Here is a 15,846-nt window from a genome sequence, read left to right as displayed (position 1 = left end):
TAGTGAAATCTAAAAATTTAGGAGGAGAAAAAGATGACAACTCAGTTTTCCCTCGCCCATCTTACCGTTCTCGGCTGTGAACCTCCTGAAATGACTTATATTGCCGCTCGATCCGGCTATGATTTCGTTAGTTTGAGACCCATTTATATGGGACTTCCTAGTGAACCTAACTATGCATTAGCGGAGAATAAGGAGATGATGCGGCAAACGAAAGCTGCACTTTCTGCAACGGGGGTTAAGCTTCTTGATATTGAACTAGCACGAATCTATGATGGAGTCGACTTAAAAAACTATTTACCTGCTATGGAAGTTGCGGCTGAGCTCGGCGGGCGTCATATTCTTAGCAGCATTTGGACAGATGATCGCAGTTATTATATTGAACGTTTTGCTGAACTTTGTGAATTAGCTAAGCCTTTTGGATTAACAGTAGAGCTAGAATTTGTTCCTATTGCTAGTGTTTATAACCTTGCGGGAACTCTTGATGTTCTTCGGACGGTAAATGAGGAAAATGCCGGTCTAATGATTGATATCCATCATTTTCATCGCTCAGGTGACAAGGTAGAGGCTCTAGATACAGTACCGCGTGAATGGTTCCGATATCTTCACCTTTGCGATGCGCCAGGAAAAATTCCTGAGTCAAAAGAAGAGATGACAAGAATTCTTCGTGAGGAACGTTTGTATGTAGGAGAGGGCGGTATTGATATTGCGAGTATTTTGAATAAAATTCCTAATATTCCTTATTCAATTGAACTGCCGCATGACAAGCGTGCTCAAGAGTTAGGTTATGAGGAGCATGCAAGACGCTGCTTGCAAACTGCAAAGACTTATATTAATAACCATTTAATTTATACATGATATATACCAGCATAACGTCGAAGAAAATGAAGAAGTGCATGGATTAAATAGAGAGCGATATAAACAAAGTCGAGTTTCTTTTAAAGGAAATTCGACTTTAATTTATATGTAGAAGTTTATTTGAGCGGTAGAAACAGAAAGGAGATGAAACAAAACATGATCTTGAAAAAATTAATAAAAAATCACTTAGTAACAGTTGACTATTATCATAACGGAACATTACAAACATGTAAGGGGAGAGTTTGCGACATTGATTTATACAAGCAGAGTCTTTTATTACAAGATGAAGATCAAAAAGTTCTTTCGATCCGTTTAGCTGGAATTAAACATATTCACTAATCATTTATTTTAATAATAAAGGAGAAATCTCTTTTTGGAGTTCAATGATGATGTAAACAAATATTTTGAAAATAGGAATGCGTAACCTAAGAATTATAGAGGTCGCGTATTTTTTTTGTATTTCTTTTAAAAATAAAAAGGAGGGAGGGTGATCAATTTGAGGGACTATTTGGCTATTCAAAAACAATATTTATTTTGGTTAGTTTTGCTGTTATTTGTATTTCTTTTACTTTCATATATTTATCATATTGAAAAGGTAGTTTATTACGATAAATTGTTATTACAGAAGATCTACCAGCTTTCAGGAACATTTATTGATTTATTCTTTATTTTTATTACTCATTTGGGCTCGAAGACATTTACGTATCCGATGCTTGGAATGTTAGCAATTATTTATTTACTAAAGCGGCATTACGTACTTGTATTCTGTTTAGCTGTGAACTTATTCGGGGTGCGCGAACTAAATTGGCTGTTAAAAACCTGGTTTGAGAGAAGTCGTCCTGATCTTGAGGCTGTTGTCCGTGCTTCCTACTACAGCTTTCCGAGCGGTCATGCGATGAATTCAACCGCATTTTATGGATTTCTTGCTTATATAGTATGGAGACGCTTCAAGAAAAATAGTATTTGGTTTGCCGCTTTCTTGTTAGTATTGTTAATTGGACTAAGTCGTATTTATTTAGGTGTTCATTATCCGATTGATGTAGCTGCAGGAATTTCTGCAGGAGCGGCTTGGACAATTTTAATTATAGTTATCTATGAAGCGGCGGTTGGGAGAGAAATGAATGAAGCCTGCGAACATTAATTCACAGGCTTCTATATATATCTATATATAAAGGAAGGGGAACCCATTTTAATAATTGAGACGCTTGACCCACACATTCATACATTCAAGGCGTCCGGAGATATTGCTGTTTTGTTTCATACGGCCACGGTAATCAAAGCCGTGTCTTGCATTAATTAAGTTCATACCGAGTAATACGGCACGTGAATACGAAAATAATGTTTTAACATTATTTTTACGCATTTTTTCGATTAAATAGTGAAATTGATTGGAAAGTAAGCCGCTGCCTCGATGTTCTGGGAGCGTAACGCAATCTGTCATTTCTGCTGCTTCAAAAGCTGGAAACAAATCTGCAGAGCAAGCACTGACTATCGTTCCTTTATGCTCAATCACAGTAAATAGAGTGTTTTTTTTCATCATTTTCTTAATAAATTCCGGATCATTCATCATCGTTGGATACGTAATAAATACAGTATCATAAAGCTCTGCCATTGCTTCTATATCTTTTTCTTCGGCTTCTCTTAACAAATATTCGCTTTTTAGCGACATGGAGTTTATTGATTTTCGATCTTTAATGACTGTTTCCATAATTGACTGCTGTTTTTCGGCAAAGAGAGAATGATTGCGTTCTGGTTTTAGAAAGATCGAATAAATATAAGCATCTCTTCCTTTGAAAAAACCATCAAGAATTCCTTCTAAATAACATTCTTCTGCGCCTAATACGTATCGTTCTTCTTTCATAATATAAAAAATAAGTTTATCACAGTTTTTTTCTTTCCCAAGCTTTTTTAAAGATGCTATCATCACTTTTGGTTCTTGATTTGTCGGGTATCGATAAATTTTAATGCGGCGATTGTGCGGATCAACATCAATAGATTGTCCCGTTTTATATAGGGACTGTATGATTTCCATGTAAGAAAAATGCCTCCCAGCAAGGTTTAGTATGTTCTATATTAAATATATAATTAGAGGCGCCATGTTAGAACTAAAATTCATAATCTGTATCATGTTCAGGATAATGCAAGTATGATTAACAGAAATAAATGTAAAAGCGGAGAAGAGTTAAGCCTTCTCCGCTTCTTTATTGTGCGTTTGTATTTTCATTTAAATAGGTATTTTCGCCTGGGGCATAGTTGATATTTCTTAGGTTCTGCTCTTCGCTAGGGTGGGGAGTGTTTATCTCAAATTCTCGAATATGAGGTTGTTCAATTTCAATGTTTTTTCGTGTTTGCTGTTCTTTTTCAATCATAATAATCCCTCCTTTATTTTGTAGCATCTCCTCACTTAAAAGAGCTATACAAAGGGTATTTTAGCCAAATTGAATAGTAATATAATCTCTGCGAAGCTGATCCATGTTCTTCTGTGAGTTACCATTTTGTCTTACCCCATATTGATCAAAAATATAATAATTAAACCGTCTTGCTTTATAATAAAGAGAGCGAAAATTAGGGCGTGTTGCCTGCTCTAACAGGTATGCAGACTGTTCTGCTTCGGGCTTTCGCTGTTTGTTAAGCATTTCAATCATCTTTTCAGCACTTTCAATTCCAATACCATGTCCATAATAGCTTCCATTTCCAAGGTTTACTGCATTTTCTCCCTGCCAGTGCGGCAGTTTTGGATGCACATCCGGATTTTTAAAATAAAGCACATCTCCTGGTAGATATTCAGTTGTTCTAACGGTCTTTACATCTAGGTCTGGATCATAATTCCAATCCCATAATAAAAGGTTTCTAAATAAATTATTAAACCTTCCTGCACCAATTACTTCAAGCACAGCTTTATAAAAAACGATCATCATTGCTGTCGCACATTCAAATGCATAATTTGTACCATCTTTAAAAATATTAACTACAGCCTGTGCAGGTTGTGCATCTTGTTTTAATTGAAATCCTCCTTTTGTAGTTAATTCCCAATAAACGTCATTGCATCTTGAACGATAAAATGTTGCAAACTCTGCTCGGCTGTTAAATAACGCATGGGCTGCTTTAATAATTTGAAGGCGAATTTCAATTTCAAAATGGAGTTCAGAAACAGTTGGATAATAATAAACGGTTAAATGTTTCGCCATTTTTTTTGCAATTTCTTTTTCCTGTTCATTTAATGGAAGAAAGCTATTTAGTTCATCTAGACTAAAAATTTCTCCTCTAATATTAATCATGGGATAGCTCCTTTACCTCTTCAAGTTGGACTTCAAGGGGCTGTTCTAGCCACTGTCTCCATTTATGAAAATGCTGTATTCGAAGTGAGTTAGAATAATTGGCGATCTGAGACTGTTTGCTTTCCTCTAAATGATAAAAGTCATTTAAAAGATTTTTTTCCTGTTCTGTTAAACTTTCAAGTATCTCGCCTGTTTGAATAAATACAGGTTTTCCTAAATACTTCGCATGCAGTGCTATAGTGTAAAGAGTAGGGAAGTGGCTTGTATCAAAGCTCTCACCAGTATAGTAAAGAAATAAATTGTTTAGTTGAAACCATCTATAAAATATGTTGTACGCTTCTTTCCCATTTTGTTGGGAAGCTAATTCCGGTATAAATGCTAATATCCTTTTGGCGAATTTAACTTCCTGTAGGTCATTACTCGTAAGACGTTCGGCAATTAATAGTAAACTTGTTGATTCTTTCGCTTCAAAAAAAGCTCTTGTTAAATAATGATAGGGAAGGTCCTGTTTATAACGGGAAAAAATGAGTTTACAAAGATATGGTAAGATGTTTTCATCTTTATACGTAGATGTTAAAAGAGAAGAACAGCTGTCAATCACTTCAATATATTGAAAATTACTAATCGTTTGTTTATTGGAAGTAATGATCCACTTTAATGCTGCTTGAATGACATGAGAGTAATCACAAAGCTGCCAGTTTAAAGATAATGTACACGGAACTTGCGGATTAGATAAAATCTCTTTTGTAATTTCTAATGCAATTTGATTTCGATCGTTTAAATAACGGCGCAGCTTTAGCTTATTAATTTCATTTTCCAGCAGAAATAAAGTGGCAAATTCAAGGTCTTCTCGATTTAAAAGGGTAATGGTTTCTTTTTTGTTGTTTGAAAACATTGTAAAAAACGATCTTTGTAAGAAACTGCCTCCTTTTGTATGGAAAATGTGATTCAGTTTGTTCGTGTTAGGCATAAAATCATCCTCTCAAGCAATAAAGGGTTGTTACATATATATTTTAAAATATAAAAGTTATCAGTGAATCAAGTGAAAAATTGTTACCAAACTGTAATTGAAATACAAGATATGTTCATTAAAAAAGCGGGAATAAAGCGAGTAAATAACATCAATTCAAATGATGATTGAGAGGATGAGTGGATATGTATCAAAAAATTGTAGCTGCTTTTGATGGCTCAGAAGGAAGTGTGAAGGCACTTGAACACGCAATTGAGTTAAGTAAGAGACAGTCTGCAAAGTTAACGGTTGTTCATGTGGTGAAAGAAAAGAACTTACAAACAAGGAAAAATGAACCTAAATTAGCAAGAAGTAATGAAATATTTACTCCTTATGGATATGCACCAAATCGCGACGACTACGGAGTAATGAATGAAAGAGAATTAATAGAAGAGGAACGAATGAGAATTACAGAAAATAATGATGAAATATTAGTAGAAGCAAAAGCCAAAATTGCTGAGAAACATATACCGGCAAAATTTGATGTTCTTGAAGGAGATCCCGCAAAAAGGTTATGCGAATATGCTGACATTCATCAAGCGGATGTAATTGTAATCGGCAGCAGAGGCATTAGCGGACTAAAAAAATTAATGATTGGCAGTGTTAGTGAAAAAGTTGCTAAAGAAGCAGAGGTTCCTGTCTTAATTGTAAAATAAGGAAAAACCCTCTTAGCGTTTAAGCCAAGAGGGTTTTCTTTATGCAGCTTTTCGAACGGATACTGTTTTCTTTTCATCTTTAATAAATAGAGAAAGTCCAAACATAATAACAACAAATACAATTGGAATATTGAACCCCATAGATGGACCAAAAATATCAGAAAGAACCCCAACAAGCCATCCGGCGAAAGCGCCGCCAATCCCGGCCGCTACATAGACAAATCCTAAAGCGGAACCACCTTTATTAGTTGTTTTTGCTCCGATTGCTGTTGCAGTTGGGAATAATACAGAAAACATAAGACCAACAGACATAAATAAATATGCCCATTCTGCCGCAAATAGTTTACTAATAACAAGTGAAACAACTGATAGTCCAGAGAATAGAATAAGTGTATTTCGCTCTCCGAGCTTGTAGTTAATAAATCCTCCTGCAAAGCGGCCGATTGTAAATAAAACAGAAAAACTTGCAATAACATAGCCTGCCATTTCTGTTTTTTCTGCAAGCGTCATTCCTGCAATATCAAGCGATTTATAGTAAATCGGAAAAAAGTTCATAAATGATGCTTCAGAAGAAACATAAAAAACTAAAAATAACATTACAAACATAAACTGCTTGTTTTTTATCGTTTCGAGAAACGCTTTCAAGTCAAGATCACTTGCTTGCGGCTTCGGTAAATCAGCAAAAGTAATTACAATCATTGTAAGAGCAATAACAGCAGCAAGACCGATGTAAAAGTAGCGCCATGAAAGGTCATTTGCAAAAATAACATTCATAATAATCGGCATAAAAATCATGCCAAGGCCGAAAACCCCATTTGCGATATTAAACATTGAACCAGCATTTTCTTTGTAAAGAGCTGGAATAATTGCATTAATAGACACTGTCATTGAACCAATTCCAAGACCAACAATGGAATAGAAACCAAGGAAAAAGAAGACTGTTGCGGCAAAACCTGTCGCGAATAAGCCGATAACCATGCTGGATGCCCCGATTAACATCATAAAGCGAAGACCTTTTTTATCAGTTAAAAATCCTGTAATCATGCTGGCAATGACAAATCCCCATTGGAAAATAAACACAACAAGACCAATTTGACTTAAACTTAGACCAATATCACTTTGAACTTGCTCGAGAATGATTCCTTTTGTATTGGCAAGTCCACCCAGCAAAAACATTGTAACAAATAGTAAAAATAATACTTGTGCTTTTTGTTTAGACACGTTAATTCTCTCCTTTTCATTAGTGCAATCGTTTGCATTGATACACAAACAATATCTAGTTTGCTATTTGTGCAAACGGTTGAATTGATTATACAAGTTTTTCAGAAAATTTGCAAAGGTATAAAAGAGAAAGATTAATATTTTTCCTTCTTCTACATATGAATGTGTAAAGCATTGTAATGGAGGAATGTGGATGGAAGAAATATCAAAAAGGGTTTCGGCATGGGAGGAACATGCCTTTTGGCTTGAAATATTAGAAAATCATGCCCATTATATTCATGCTCATTTATCTTCGAGTGAAACGAAATGGATTCAAACAGCAAAGCAATATATAGAAGCATTTTCAAGGATGCGCAGACAGCTTCAAATGGTTAATTCTAGTTTACCTTTTAAATCAAAAAAGATGATATCCTTTGCACAAGAAAGCTATCCTGTTGTATTTGGATATTATCGGTTTGAAGGACACCTTCAGCATTTAATAATTCAAAATCTGGTAAGTTTAAACTTATCTCCCACTTACTTAAATGGTACATTAAGTGAAAATGCAGAGTATTTGCGAATTCTTTCATTTGCAATGTATGGGAAAGCACCGCCTGAGCTTTAGTTAAATCTATAGAAAGTGCTTTAAAGAAACAGCTTCACCGTTTAAACGGTGAAGCTGTTTCTTTTTAGGGGGTCTTTTTCTTTTTTCTTGGCCACGGCTTTTTGTAAATTGCTTTTAAATACGCTTCTCCTTCTATTCTAAGGCGCTTCATGTTTTCCTGCTTAATGTCATACAGGCTTTTTTCAGCCAAATTGTCCAACTCCTTGTTTTTTCATTGGAATACCCGTTTTCCAATAATTTAAACATATGTTTTTAAAATAAATTTGATACATCTAAAAATGTCACGAGATCTTCATAATAAACCTGTTAAACTATAATTAGTAAAATCAATTTCATAAAAAAACAGAACAATAAATGTAGGAACAGGCCTTATTTAATAAAAAATCTAACGAGATATTATTAAAAAAGAGAGAGGGAAATATACAATGAGATTTCAATCAAATGAACGAATTCTGCTTATCGGTGACAGTATTACGGATGCAGATAGACGACAGGATCCAGAGGAAATTGGTTATGGATATACAAGGTTAATTCGTGATTACTACACAGTTACCTATCCACAAAAAAATCTTTCATTTGTTAATAAAGGAGTTGGCGGTAATCGAGTAACAGATTTAGCAGCGAGATGGAAGGAAGACGTCCTTACATGTAATCCAGATTGGCTTTCTGTTTCAATCGGAATTAATGATGTATGGCGCCAGCTCGATAATCCTCAAATGGAGCAGGTTTATCCAGAGGACTTTGAGAAGGTTTATTATAATCTTTTAAAACAGGTAAAAGCACAAACAAAAGCTAAGATTATTTTAATGGAACCAACAATTATTGAAGAGAAAATTAATTCAGACGGAAATAGAATGCTCATTCCTTATGTTAAAGTTGTTCATCGTCTTGCAGAAACATTTGATGCGGTGCTTGTGCCAACGCATGAGGTATTTATTAATTTTCTTCAATCAGGTCAGGGGATTGAACTAACGACTGATGGTGTGCATATGACATCGGTTGGTAATATGTTAATGGCACAAACATGGATTAAGACGTTAAGCTAAAAGAAACGTCTATAATATTTAATAGAAAAACGAACAAAGTGCTTAATCAAACATTTGATTAAGCACTTTGTTCGTTTATTTTATAATTAATACCGGACAATGTGCTTGCTGAAGCACATTGTGACTAACACTGCCTAGGAAAAGCTCACGAATGCCTCCTAAGCCGCGGCTGCCCATAACGATAAGATCAACCTTATTGCTATCGGCAAATTCAACAATTTTTTGCGCTGGATTGCCCATTATTACGAATGTACTTGTGTTGTTTGAAAGGGAATCTAATGTTTGTTTTACATCTTCAATGAGTTCTTGTGCTTGCTCTGTTAAGCTTTGTGCGATTTGTTCATAAATACTAGGATGTGTCATAGGGCCTGTTGGATTGACGGCACTCACTACAATTAGTTCGCTTTCTTTATTTTGCTTTGTCATTTCGACAGCATGGCGAAGTGCTTTTTGACTTAATTCTGACCCATCATAGGCAGCAAGTATTTTTTTATATAAATACATACGATCACACCCTTTCCTTTCTATATATTCCAATCATAAGTTATATTCCGTTTAAAGCTCTGTGAAAAACATCACATCTAAGAATAAAATGTAAAAAATAACAATATCTTTACAAAATCTTAAAGAAAACTGAACATTACATTTATTTTGCGTTAATGTTTGTCTTTTACAATGAATGTAACAAACTCAGAGATTAACAGATCAGAAAAGAAAGTAGTGCGTACGGAAGAAAAATGCGGTAAAAACAGCTCATTAAAGGAGTGGAAAAAGATGAAGTTGTACTTAGCGTCAACGTTATGCTGGCATTATCCGCTGGAAGAAGTATTAAAAATTGCTTATGAAACAGGTTTTGAAGGTGTGGAAGTTTGGGCAGAACACGTTTGGTTTCATGAAACATTGCCTGAAAAGATTAAGTATACAAAAGAAAAGTATAATCTTGATTTAACCTTTCATGCTGCGAGTTGGGATTTAAATCTCTGCTCATTAAATAAAGGAATTCAACTTCAGTCTGTTAAAGAAGTTGAGCGTTCAATGGAACTTGCAAAAGCAATTGGAGCTAACAACGTTACTGTTAGCCCGGGACGGCGTACATTAACTTCTGAATGGACACCTTGGCATTTTGAATCGTTAATTCAAAATCTCCGTTTTCTTGCTGATCGGGCACAACGATTACAGATAACATTGAGTTTAGAACATACAAAGCATGAGAGAAAAGAATTTATGACGCATCCTATTTCAATTAACTCTATTTTAGATCATCTTCCTGAAAAAGTTATGACTACTTTTGATATTTCAAATGTTCCACTCTATGAAAATCCTCTTGTATATTATGAAAAAATGAAACGCATTAATAAAATTCATCTTAGTGACGCAACGACAAATACGTATCATACACCGCTTGGAACAGGACAAATTGATCTTTCTTCCATTCTCCCTACAATATTAAAGACAAACGCCCCAATTGTAATGGAAGGCTACGATGAAAGTGAGGGATGTGAAGTTCTGCAGGCAAACCTTCGCTATTTATATCCCTATATGCCAAAAGAAGAAATTAAATCTGTCCAATATATCCTTTAATTTATATATAAATATTTATTTTAAAAATAAGGAGGAACTTTTATGTTTAAGGTACAGATTAAAAAAGTTTTTGTAGCATTTATTGTTGTTTTACTCGTTGTATCATAAAAAATGTAGTAATTAGGAAGAGCTAACAATTTTCATTATTTATAAACCTTTTTGAAAAAAATAATATTGCAGGTATTAAAAATTCTACTAAACAATTTATAGGGAGAACGATTAAATGTTTCAAAAAAACTTTTCATCTATCTTTCTATTTTTAATCTTATTAATTCTTGCAGCATGTAATAATAAGTCAAATACAGAAACTGCTAACAACACTGCTGAAGCTGATCAAACTCCCTTAAAAAATGAAGAAATAACCGGCAGTTTATCCCTTTATACATCCCAACCAGATGCGGATGCTCAAGCAATTGTAGATGCTTTTATGAAAAAGCATCCAGAAGTGGAAATAGATATTTTTCGCTCAGGAACAGAAGAAGTGATTAGTAAAGTGCAGGCCGAAAATCAAGCAGGCGATATTCAAGCTGATATTTTATTAGTCGCAGATGCGGTAACATTTGAAAGTTTAAAGAAACAAGATTTACTTTTAAGCTACAAATCAGATGAAGAAGCGGCAATTCCTGAAAGGTTCATTGATTCAGATGGCATGTATACAGGAACAAAAGTAATGGCAACAGCACTTGTTGTTAATACAAATAAAGTTAATGAAATGCCCTCTTCTTAGAATATATTGACGAGTAAAGAAGCAAAAGGTGAAGTTGTCATGCCGAGTCCGCTTTATTCTGGCGCAGCTGCCTATAATTTAGGTGTAATTACACGAAATAGTAATTTTGGTTGGGAATATTATGAATCCTTAAAAAATAATGAAGTAATGGTTACTGAAGGGAATGGGGCGGTATTAAAGGCAGTTGCAGCCGGTGAAAAATCATATGGAATGGTTGTTGACTTTATTGTGGCACGTGTGAAAAAAGAAGGTTCAACGGTTGAGCTAGTTTATCCATCGGAAGGTGTGCCAGTTATTACAGAACCAATCGGTATCATGAAAAATACAGACAATGAACAAGCTGCAAAAGCATTTATTGATTTTGTGCTTTCAGAAGAAGGCCAAACACTTGCAGCAGAGCGGGGATATACACCAATTCGAAAAGGTATTAAAGCACCTGAAGGTTTAAAAACAATTGAAGAGATGAAAGTAATGGAAGCGGATATAACAGAGCTTTATCAAGCGCGTGAACAAGATAAGCAGGAGTTCAGTACGTTATTTGGTGGTTAATAGATCGGAGCGAATATAGAATGAGAATGCGTAACTATTCAGGTCGTAATTTATCATGGGGAAGGCAGCAGTTGACTTTCTCATCTTCTTTTTTAGAGAAGATGCGTGATCCTCTATGGAAAGTAATAGGAGGGTTAGTGCTTTTTATTTTTTTTCTGCTTCCTATTATTCGGTTAATCTATTTAAGTTTTACATCAGAAGCGGGTCTTACACTTTCACACTATACTTCTATTCTTCAAGAACAAGCAACATGGATTACAGTTAAAAATCCTCTTTATATTGTTTTCGGGTCGACGCTTATCTCGTTAGGGTTAGGTGTCATAACTGCTTGGCTTATTACCTATACAGATATTCGAGGGAAAAAGATCATGCAGCTGTTTATTTTTCTTCCATTTGTAATTCCATCATATATCACTACATTAGCGTGGACCCAATTTTTAAGTCCGGCGGGGGTAATTGCTCAATTTTTAGGGGGAATTCATGAAGGGCTGCAGTTGTGGAATTTATATAGTATGTCGGGCATTATTTTTCTAATGGGTCTGTTCCATTATCCGCTTGTTTATTTGCTGACTGCTGCTATATTAAAAAGAATTCCGCGTGAACTTGAACGCTCAGCTCAATCGTCTGGTGCTGGAAAGTGGTCGGTATTCCGAAAGGTTACGTTTCCGCTTGCAATGCCGGGGATTGCAAGCGGTGGACTTTTAGCGTTTATCGCAAGCCTTGATAATTTTGGCATTCCGGCATTTTTAGGTATTCCAGCTGATATTAGTGTGTTAAGTACGTATATATATGAGCAAATTATTGGCTTTGGTCCATCTGCATTTGCAAGAGGGGCTGTTTTATCTGTTCTTCTAGCTGCTGCAGCAATAGTTGGAACAGGTTTACAGTGGTTAACTACAAGGCGGTTGAAACACCTGGACACTATTCAAATGGACAATACGCCAAGAGTTTATTTAGGGCGCTCTCGATTGATTATCGAACTACTAGTCTGGATCTTTTTGCTGACAATTAGTTTTGTGCCGCTTTTTCAATGTTTATGACATCTCTTATTAAAGCTTATGGTGTACCGTATACACTAGAAAATATAAGCTTTGCAAATTATTATTTTGTATTGTGGGAAAGTCCAAAATCAAGACAATCTATTGTAAACAGCTTATATTTAGCAGCAGGGACAACTAACTATTATTTGTGCTGTCGTTGGCACAGCAGCTGCCTATATACGAATAAGAAAACCATTCCTTTCTTCTAAAGTGATGGAACTGTTAATTGGACTTCCATATGCACTGCCTGGAACGGTATTAGCACTTGCAATGATTTTTGCCTGGATGGAGCTTATTCCAAATTGGAATCCAGGAGTATATGGGTCAATTTCTATTTTATTTATTGCCTATATGACTCGCTTTTTAATTTTACAAATGCGGGCAGGTATTGTCGCTTTCTCACAAATTGATCTGTCAATTGAAGAAGCGGCAAGAACGAGTGGGACGAATGGCTTTATAAAGTGGAAAAAAGTTCTGCTTCCGCTCCTTTTGCCTGGCGTGTTAAGTGGAGCATTTCTTGTCTTTTTAACCGCACTAACAGAATTAACTGTATCAGCGCTGCTGTGGTCAAGCAAATCACAAACGATTGGATTAGTAATCTTTAACTTTGAACAAGCGGGTTATTCCACATACTCAACTGCCTTTTCAAGTGTGGTTGTGTTATTGATTATAGTAGGTTTTGGTTTGTTAATCCTTCTTCAAAAAGTATGGCAAAGAAAGGTGATTCATTCATGAGTATAAAAGTAACAAACGTAAAAATGAACTATAAAAATTTTACTGCTTTGAAATCAATTAATTTAACGATTCATAGTGGTGAATTTGTTGCCATCTTAGGACCATCAGGGTGTGGAAAAACAACCTTGCTTCGCTTGCTTGCTGGATTTAGTAAACCAACAGAAGGTACAATTTTTATTGATGATGAAGAATGCGGCAGTTCAAATAAATTAGTTCCCCCTGAAAAAAGGAATATCGGCATGGTATTTCAATCATTTGCACTGTGGCCTCATATGAATGTTCGAGAGCATGTAAAGTTTCCGCTTCTTCATCATAAGTTTGTTTCTGAAACATTAAAGAAAAATCCGAACTCACGAGTGAATAAAGTACTTGATATTGTTGGGATGAAGTCTTTTGTAAATCGGATGCCGCACGAGTTATCGGGCGGTCAAAAACAGCGTGTGGCACTGGCACGAGCAATTGCTCCGCAGCCCCAATTATTATTAATGGATGAACCGCTAAGCAGTTTAGATGCAGAACTTCGTATGGAAATGCGTCGGGAGATTATCAATATTCATCAAACAACCAAATCTGCTATTGTTTATGTAACCCATGATCAAAGTGAAGCGCTTGCTATGGCTGATCGTATTGTTGTAATGAACAATGGTACAATTGAACAAATTGGTACCCCAAAAGAAATTTATTGTTATCCAAAAACTGAATTTGTTGCCTCTTTCGTTGGAAAAGCCAATTTAGTAAGCGGAAAATGGAAGGGGAATACATTTACACCTACTGCCGGCAGCTGCTTTAATAAGTGGGATGGTACAAAGGTTTCACAGATATTTAAAGATAAAAATTTATATCCAGTTCGGCCTGAGCAGTTTACATTATCAAAAGAAGTCACTGGAAATGGTATTATAGGAACGATTCAAAGCATTCAATACCAAGGAAAAGAGGTTCATTATACACTAGATGTTTTCAGTGAAGAGTGGGTGGTTCATGATCGTTTTTTTTCAAATTACTCAATTGGTGAGAGAGTGTATATAACACCTGATACGGTCCAAAGTACACTTAATATGGTGGTGGTGAAATAACGGAATGACTTTCTAACCTACAAGTTTCTCTGCTTGTAGGTTTTTTATTATAAATAATGTTTTGAATATTCTTTCGTCTATTGAGTTATCGTAGTATACTTATTTTTAAAATGAATGTGGAAAAAGAGAAAGGGGATTCTTGTTATGACAGTAAAAAAAATTGAACATGTTGGTATCATGGTACGAGATATTAATATGTCAATTGCATTTTATGAACAAGCAATTGGGCTGAGACTTTTAAATACGTTAACACATAATGATCCGTCAATTAAGCTTGCTTTTTTAGGATTTCATGAAGAAGATGAGACGGTTATTGAACTTATTCAAGGCTATAATGATAAGCTGCCTTCTGAAGGGAAAGTTCATCATATTGCCTTTACAGTAGAAAATATTGAAGCAGAAATTGCGCGTCTCAACGGATTAAAAGTAACTTTTATTGATAACGAAATTACGACATTGCCAAATGGAGATCGCTACATCTTCTTTGAAGGTCTTGATGGTGAATGGATTGAATTTTATGAACCTGCTTTAACATAAAGAGGAGATGAAAGAATGAAATTTTCTATTTATCAAATGGATATTGTACCTGGAAGTCCAGAAACAAATCGTAAAAGAGTACAAGCATGGATCGAACAAGTTGTTCAAACTGAAAAACCTGACACAGTTGTGCTGCCAGAAATGTGGACAACGGCTTATACACTTCCAGAGCTTGAGACGATTGCTGATATGAATGGTGAACCAACAAAATCACTTTTACAAGAGCTTGCCATCAAGCACCATATTAATATTATCGGCGGTTCTATTGCTAATAATGTTGATGGTGAAATTTACAATTCTGCTTTTGTTGTGAATCGGAAGGGAAACGTTGTCTATCAATACGATAAAATTCATCTTGTTCCGATGCTTGATGAACCCACTTATTTAAAAGGTGGACAAAAAGCCACCGAAGTATTTGAGTTAGATGGAATAAAAATGGGAGCAATTATTTGCTATGACCTCCGTTTTCCAGAGCTTGCGCGTTCCCTTGCGTTAGAAGGTGCCCAAGTCCTCCACATTTTAGCGGAATGGCCGCTTGCGAGAAAATCGCATTGGAAACATCTTCAACTTGCTCGTGCTATTGAAAATCAAATGTATGTTGTTTCCGCTAATCGGGTAGGTACGCATGATGGGGTCGAGTTTGCCGGAACTTCTCTTGTTATTGATCCTTGGGGAGACATAGTGAGAGAAGGCTCTGTTGAAAAGGAAGAAACATTAACTGTATTGCTTGATCTTGAAAAAGTAAAACAAGTTCGAAAAAATGTTCCAATTTTCACAAGTCGTGTTCCGAAGCTTTATAAATAATGAAGAGGCTGGGACATAACTAGCTTCAAATAATGAAAAAAGAGAAATTGCGGACGCAATTTCTCTTTTTTCATTATTATGCCTTATATCAGTTGTTGTTGGCTGTGAATTTTCTTAAATTCACAGCCATT

19 protein-coding genes and 1 pseudogene are annotated in these 15,846 nt (G+C 35.4%); 13 read left to right on the top strand and 7 right to left on the bottom strand.

From position 1 onward, the window contains the following. Nucleotides 1-33: 33 nt before the first annotated feature. The 3 genes from DS031_RS04115 (at nucleotide 34) to DS031_RS04105 (ending at nucleotide 1,996) form a co-directional block, all read left to right on the top strand. Entirely contained in the window at nucleotides 34-855 is an 822-nt protein-coding gene (locus DS031_RS04115) for a sugar phosphate isomerase/epimerase family protein (RefSeq protein ID WP_113804668.1), read from the top strand. 156 nt (nucleotides 856-1,011) lie between these two features. Next, nucleotides 1,012-1,194 (top strand): YolD-like family protein, encoded by a 183-nt coding sequence (locus DS031_RS04110; protein WP_113804667.1) that lies wholly within the window; start codon nucleotides 1,012-1,014, stop codon nucleotides 1,192-1,194. Between the two features lie 148 nt (nucleotides 1,195-1,342). Continuing rightward, nucleotides 1,343-1,996: a phosphatase PAP2 family protein gene (locus DS031_RS04105; protein ID WP_142675748.1), complete on the top strand. Its 654-nt coding sequence runs from the start codon at nucleotides 1,343-1,345 to the stop codon at nucleotides 1,994-1,996. A gap of 48 nt (nucleotides 1,997-2,044) precedes the next feature. Here the strand turns inward: DS031_RS04105 and ablB are convergent, their stop codons facing one another. From ablB to DS031_RS04090, 4 genes are all read right to left on the bottom strand, one after another. Further along, nucleotides 2,045-2,887 (bottom strand): putative beta-lysine N-acetyltransferase, encoded by an 843-nt coding sequence (gene ablB, locus DS031_RS04100; protein ID WP_113804665.1) that lies wholly within the window; start codon nucleotides 2,885-2,887, stop codon nucleotides 2,045-2,047. Between the two features lie 169 nt (nucleotides 2,888-3,056). Further along, a complete protein-coding gene (locus tag DS031_RS23490) occupies nucleotides 3,057-3,224 on the bottom strand; it encodes a hypothetical protein (RefSeq protein ID WP_181833008.1) in 168 nt (55 codons plus the stop codon). Nucleotides 3,225-3,284: 60 nt separating this feature from the next. Beyond that, nucleotides 3,285-4,133 (bottom strand): protein-glutamine gamma-glutamyltransferase, encoded by an 849-nt coding sequence (locus tag DS031_RS04095; protein WP_113804664.1) that lies wholly within the window; start codon nucleotides 4,131-4,133, stop codon nucleotides 3,285-3,287. Further along, on the bottom strand, nucleotides 4,126-5,103 hold the full coding sequence (locus DS031_RS04090) for a hypothetical protein (protein WP_142675747.1): 978 nt from the start codon (nucleotides 5,101-5,103) through the stop codon (nucleotides 4,126-4,128). The genes DS031_RS04095 and DS031_RS04090 overlap by 8 nt, the downstream gene beginning before the upstream one ends. Before the next feature lie 185 nt (nucleotides 5,104-5,288). Between DS031_RS04090 and DS031_RS04085 the strand changes: the two genes are divergently transcribed. Next, nucleotides 5,289-5,798 (top strand): universal stress protein, encoded by a 510-nt coding sequence (locus DS031_RS04085; protein ID WP_113804662.1) that lies wholly within the window; start codon nucleotides 5,289-5,291, stop codon nucleotides 5,796-5,798. Between the two features lie 39 nt (nucleotides 5,799-5,837). Here the strand turns inward: DS031_RS04085 and DS031_RS04080 are convergent, their stop codons facing one another. After that, nucleotides 5,838-7,019, bottom strand: a complete 1,182-nt coding sequence (locus DS031_RS04080; protein WP_220182072.1) for an MFS transporter — start codon at nucleotides 7,017-7,019, stop codon at nucleotides 5,838-5,840. 193 nt (nucleotides 7,020-7,212) lie between these two features. Between DS031_RS04080 and DS031_RS04075 the strand changes: the two genes are divergently transcribed. After that, entirely contained in the window at nucleotides 7,213-7,623 is a 411-nt protein-coding gene (locus DS031_RS04075; protein ID WP_181833007.1) for a DUF2935 domain-containing protein, read from the top strand. 64 nt (nucleotides 7,624-7,687) lie between these two features. On the opposite strand, the gene DS031_RS24400 is transcribed toward DS031_RS04075, so the two are convergent. Then, entirely contained in the window at nucleotides 7,688-7,813 is a 126-nt protein-coding gene (locus tag DS031_RS24400) for a hypothetical protein (protein WP_281269095.1), read from the bottom strand. 235 nt (nucleotides 7,814-8,048) lie between these two features. Here DS031_RS24400 and DS031_RS04070 point away from each other — a divergent pair, with 235 nt between their 5' ends. Next, nucleotides 8,049-8,669 carry an SGNH/GDSL hydrolase family protein gene (locus DS031_RS04070; protein WP_113804660.1) on the top strand — a complete coding sequence of 207 codons (621 nt, stop codon included), beginning with the start codon at nucleotides 8,049-8,051 and terminating at the stop codon, nucleotides 8,667-8,669. Between the two features lie 75 nt (nucleotides 8,670-8,744). Here the strand turns inward: DS031_RS04070 and DS031_RS04065 are convergent, their stop codons facing one another. Further along, on the bottom strand, nucleotides 8,745-9,173 hold the full coding sequence (locus tag DS031_RS04065) for a universal stress protein (protein ID WP_113804659.1): 429 nt from the start codon (nucleotides 9,171-9,173) through the stop codon (nucleotides 8,745-8,747). 270 nt (nucleotides 9,174-9,443) lie between these two features. Between DS031_RS04065 and DS031_RS04060 the strand changes: the two genes are divergently transcribed. From DS031_RS04060 to DS031_RS04035, 7 genes and pseudogenes are all read left to right on the top strand, one after another. Next, complete coding sequence (locus DS031_RS04060) at nucleotides 9,444-10,250, top strand: sugar phosphate isomerase/epimerase family protein (RefSeq protein WP_181833006.1); 807 nt, start codon at nucleotides 9,444-9,446, stop codon at nucleotides 10,248-10,250. Between the two features lie 223 nt (nucleotides 10,251-10,473). Beyond that, a pseudogene (locus DS031_RS04055) lies at nucleotides 10,474-11,526 on the top strand (ABC transporter substrate-binding protein). Nucleotides 11,527-11,546: 20 nt separating this feature from the next. Next, the gene (locus DS031_RS24035) at nucleotides 11,547-12,566 is read left to right on the top strand and encodes an ABC transporter permease (protein WP_181833005.1); all 1,020 of its coding nucleotides are present in this window, start codon (nucleotides 11,547-11,549) and stop codon (nucleotides 12,564-12,566) included. Between the two features lie 141 nt (nucleotides 12,567-12,707). Continuing rightward, complete coding sequence (locus DS031_RS24030; protein ID WP_342767230.1) at nucleotides 12,708-13,301, top strand: ABC transporter permease; 594 nt, start codon at nucleotides 12,708-12,710, stop codon at nucleotides 13,299-13,301. Further along, nucleotides 13,298-14,374 (top strand): ABC transporter ATP-binding protein, encoded by a 1,077-nt coding sequence (locus DS031_RS04045; protein ID WP_113804657.1) that lies wholly within the window; start codon nucleotides 13,298-13,300, stop codon nucleotides 14,372-14,374. The genes DS031_RS24030 and DS031_RS04045 overlap by 4 nt, the downstream gene beginning before the upstream one ends. A gap of 144 nt (nucleotides 14,375-14,518) precedes the next feature. Beyond that, nucleotides 14,519-14,911, top strand: a complete 393-nt coding sequence (locus tag DS031_RS04040) for a VOC family protein (protein WP_113804656.1) — start codon at nucleotides 14,519-14,521, stop codon at nucleotides 14,909-14,911. Between the two features lie 15 nt (nucleotides 14,912-14,926). After that, nucleotides 14,927-15,715, top strand: coding sequence for a carbon-nitrogen family hydrolase (locus DS031_RS04035; RefSeq protein WP_113804655.1), 789 nt, complete (start codon nucleotides 14,927-14,929; stop codon nucleotides 15,713-15,715). Nucleotides 15,716-15,846 lie beyond the last annotated feature (131 nt).

This window comes from Bacillus taeanensis, assembly GCF_003318295.1.
Taxonomy (GTDB): Bacteria; Bacillota; Bacilli; order Bacillales; family UBA6769; genus Maribacillus; species Maribacillus taeanensis.
Note: the sequence above shows the minus strand (reverse complement) of the source record. Positions and strands in the feature narration are given on the sequence as shown.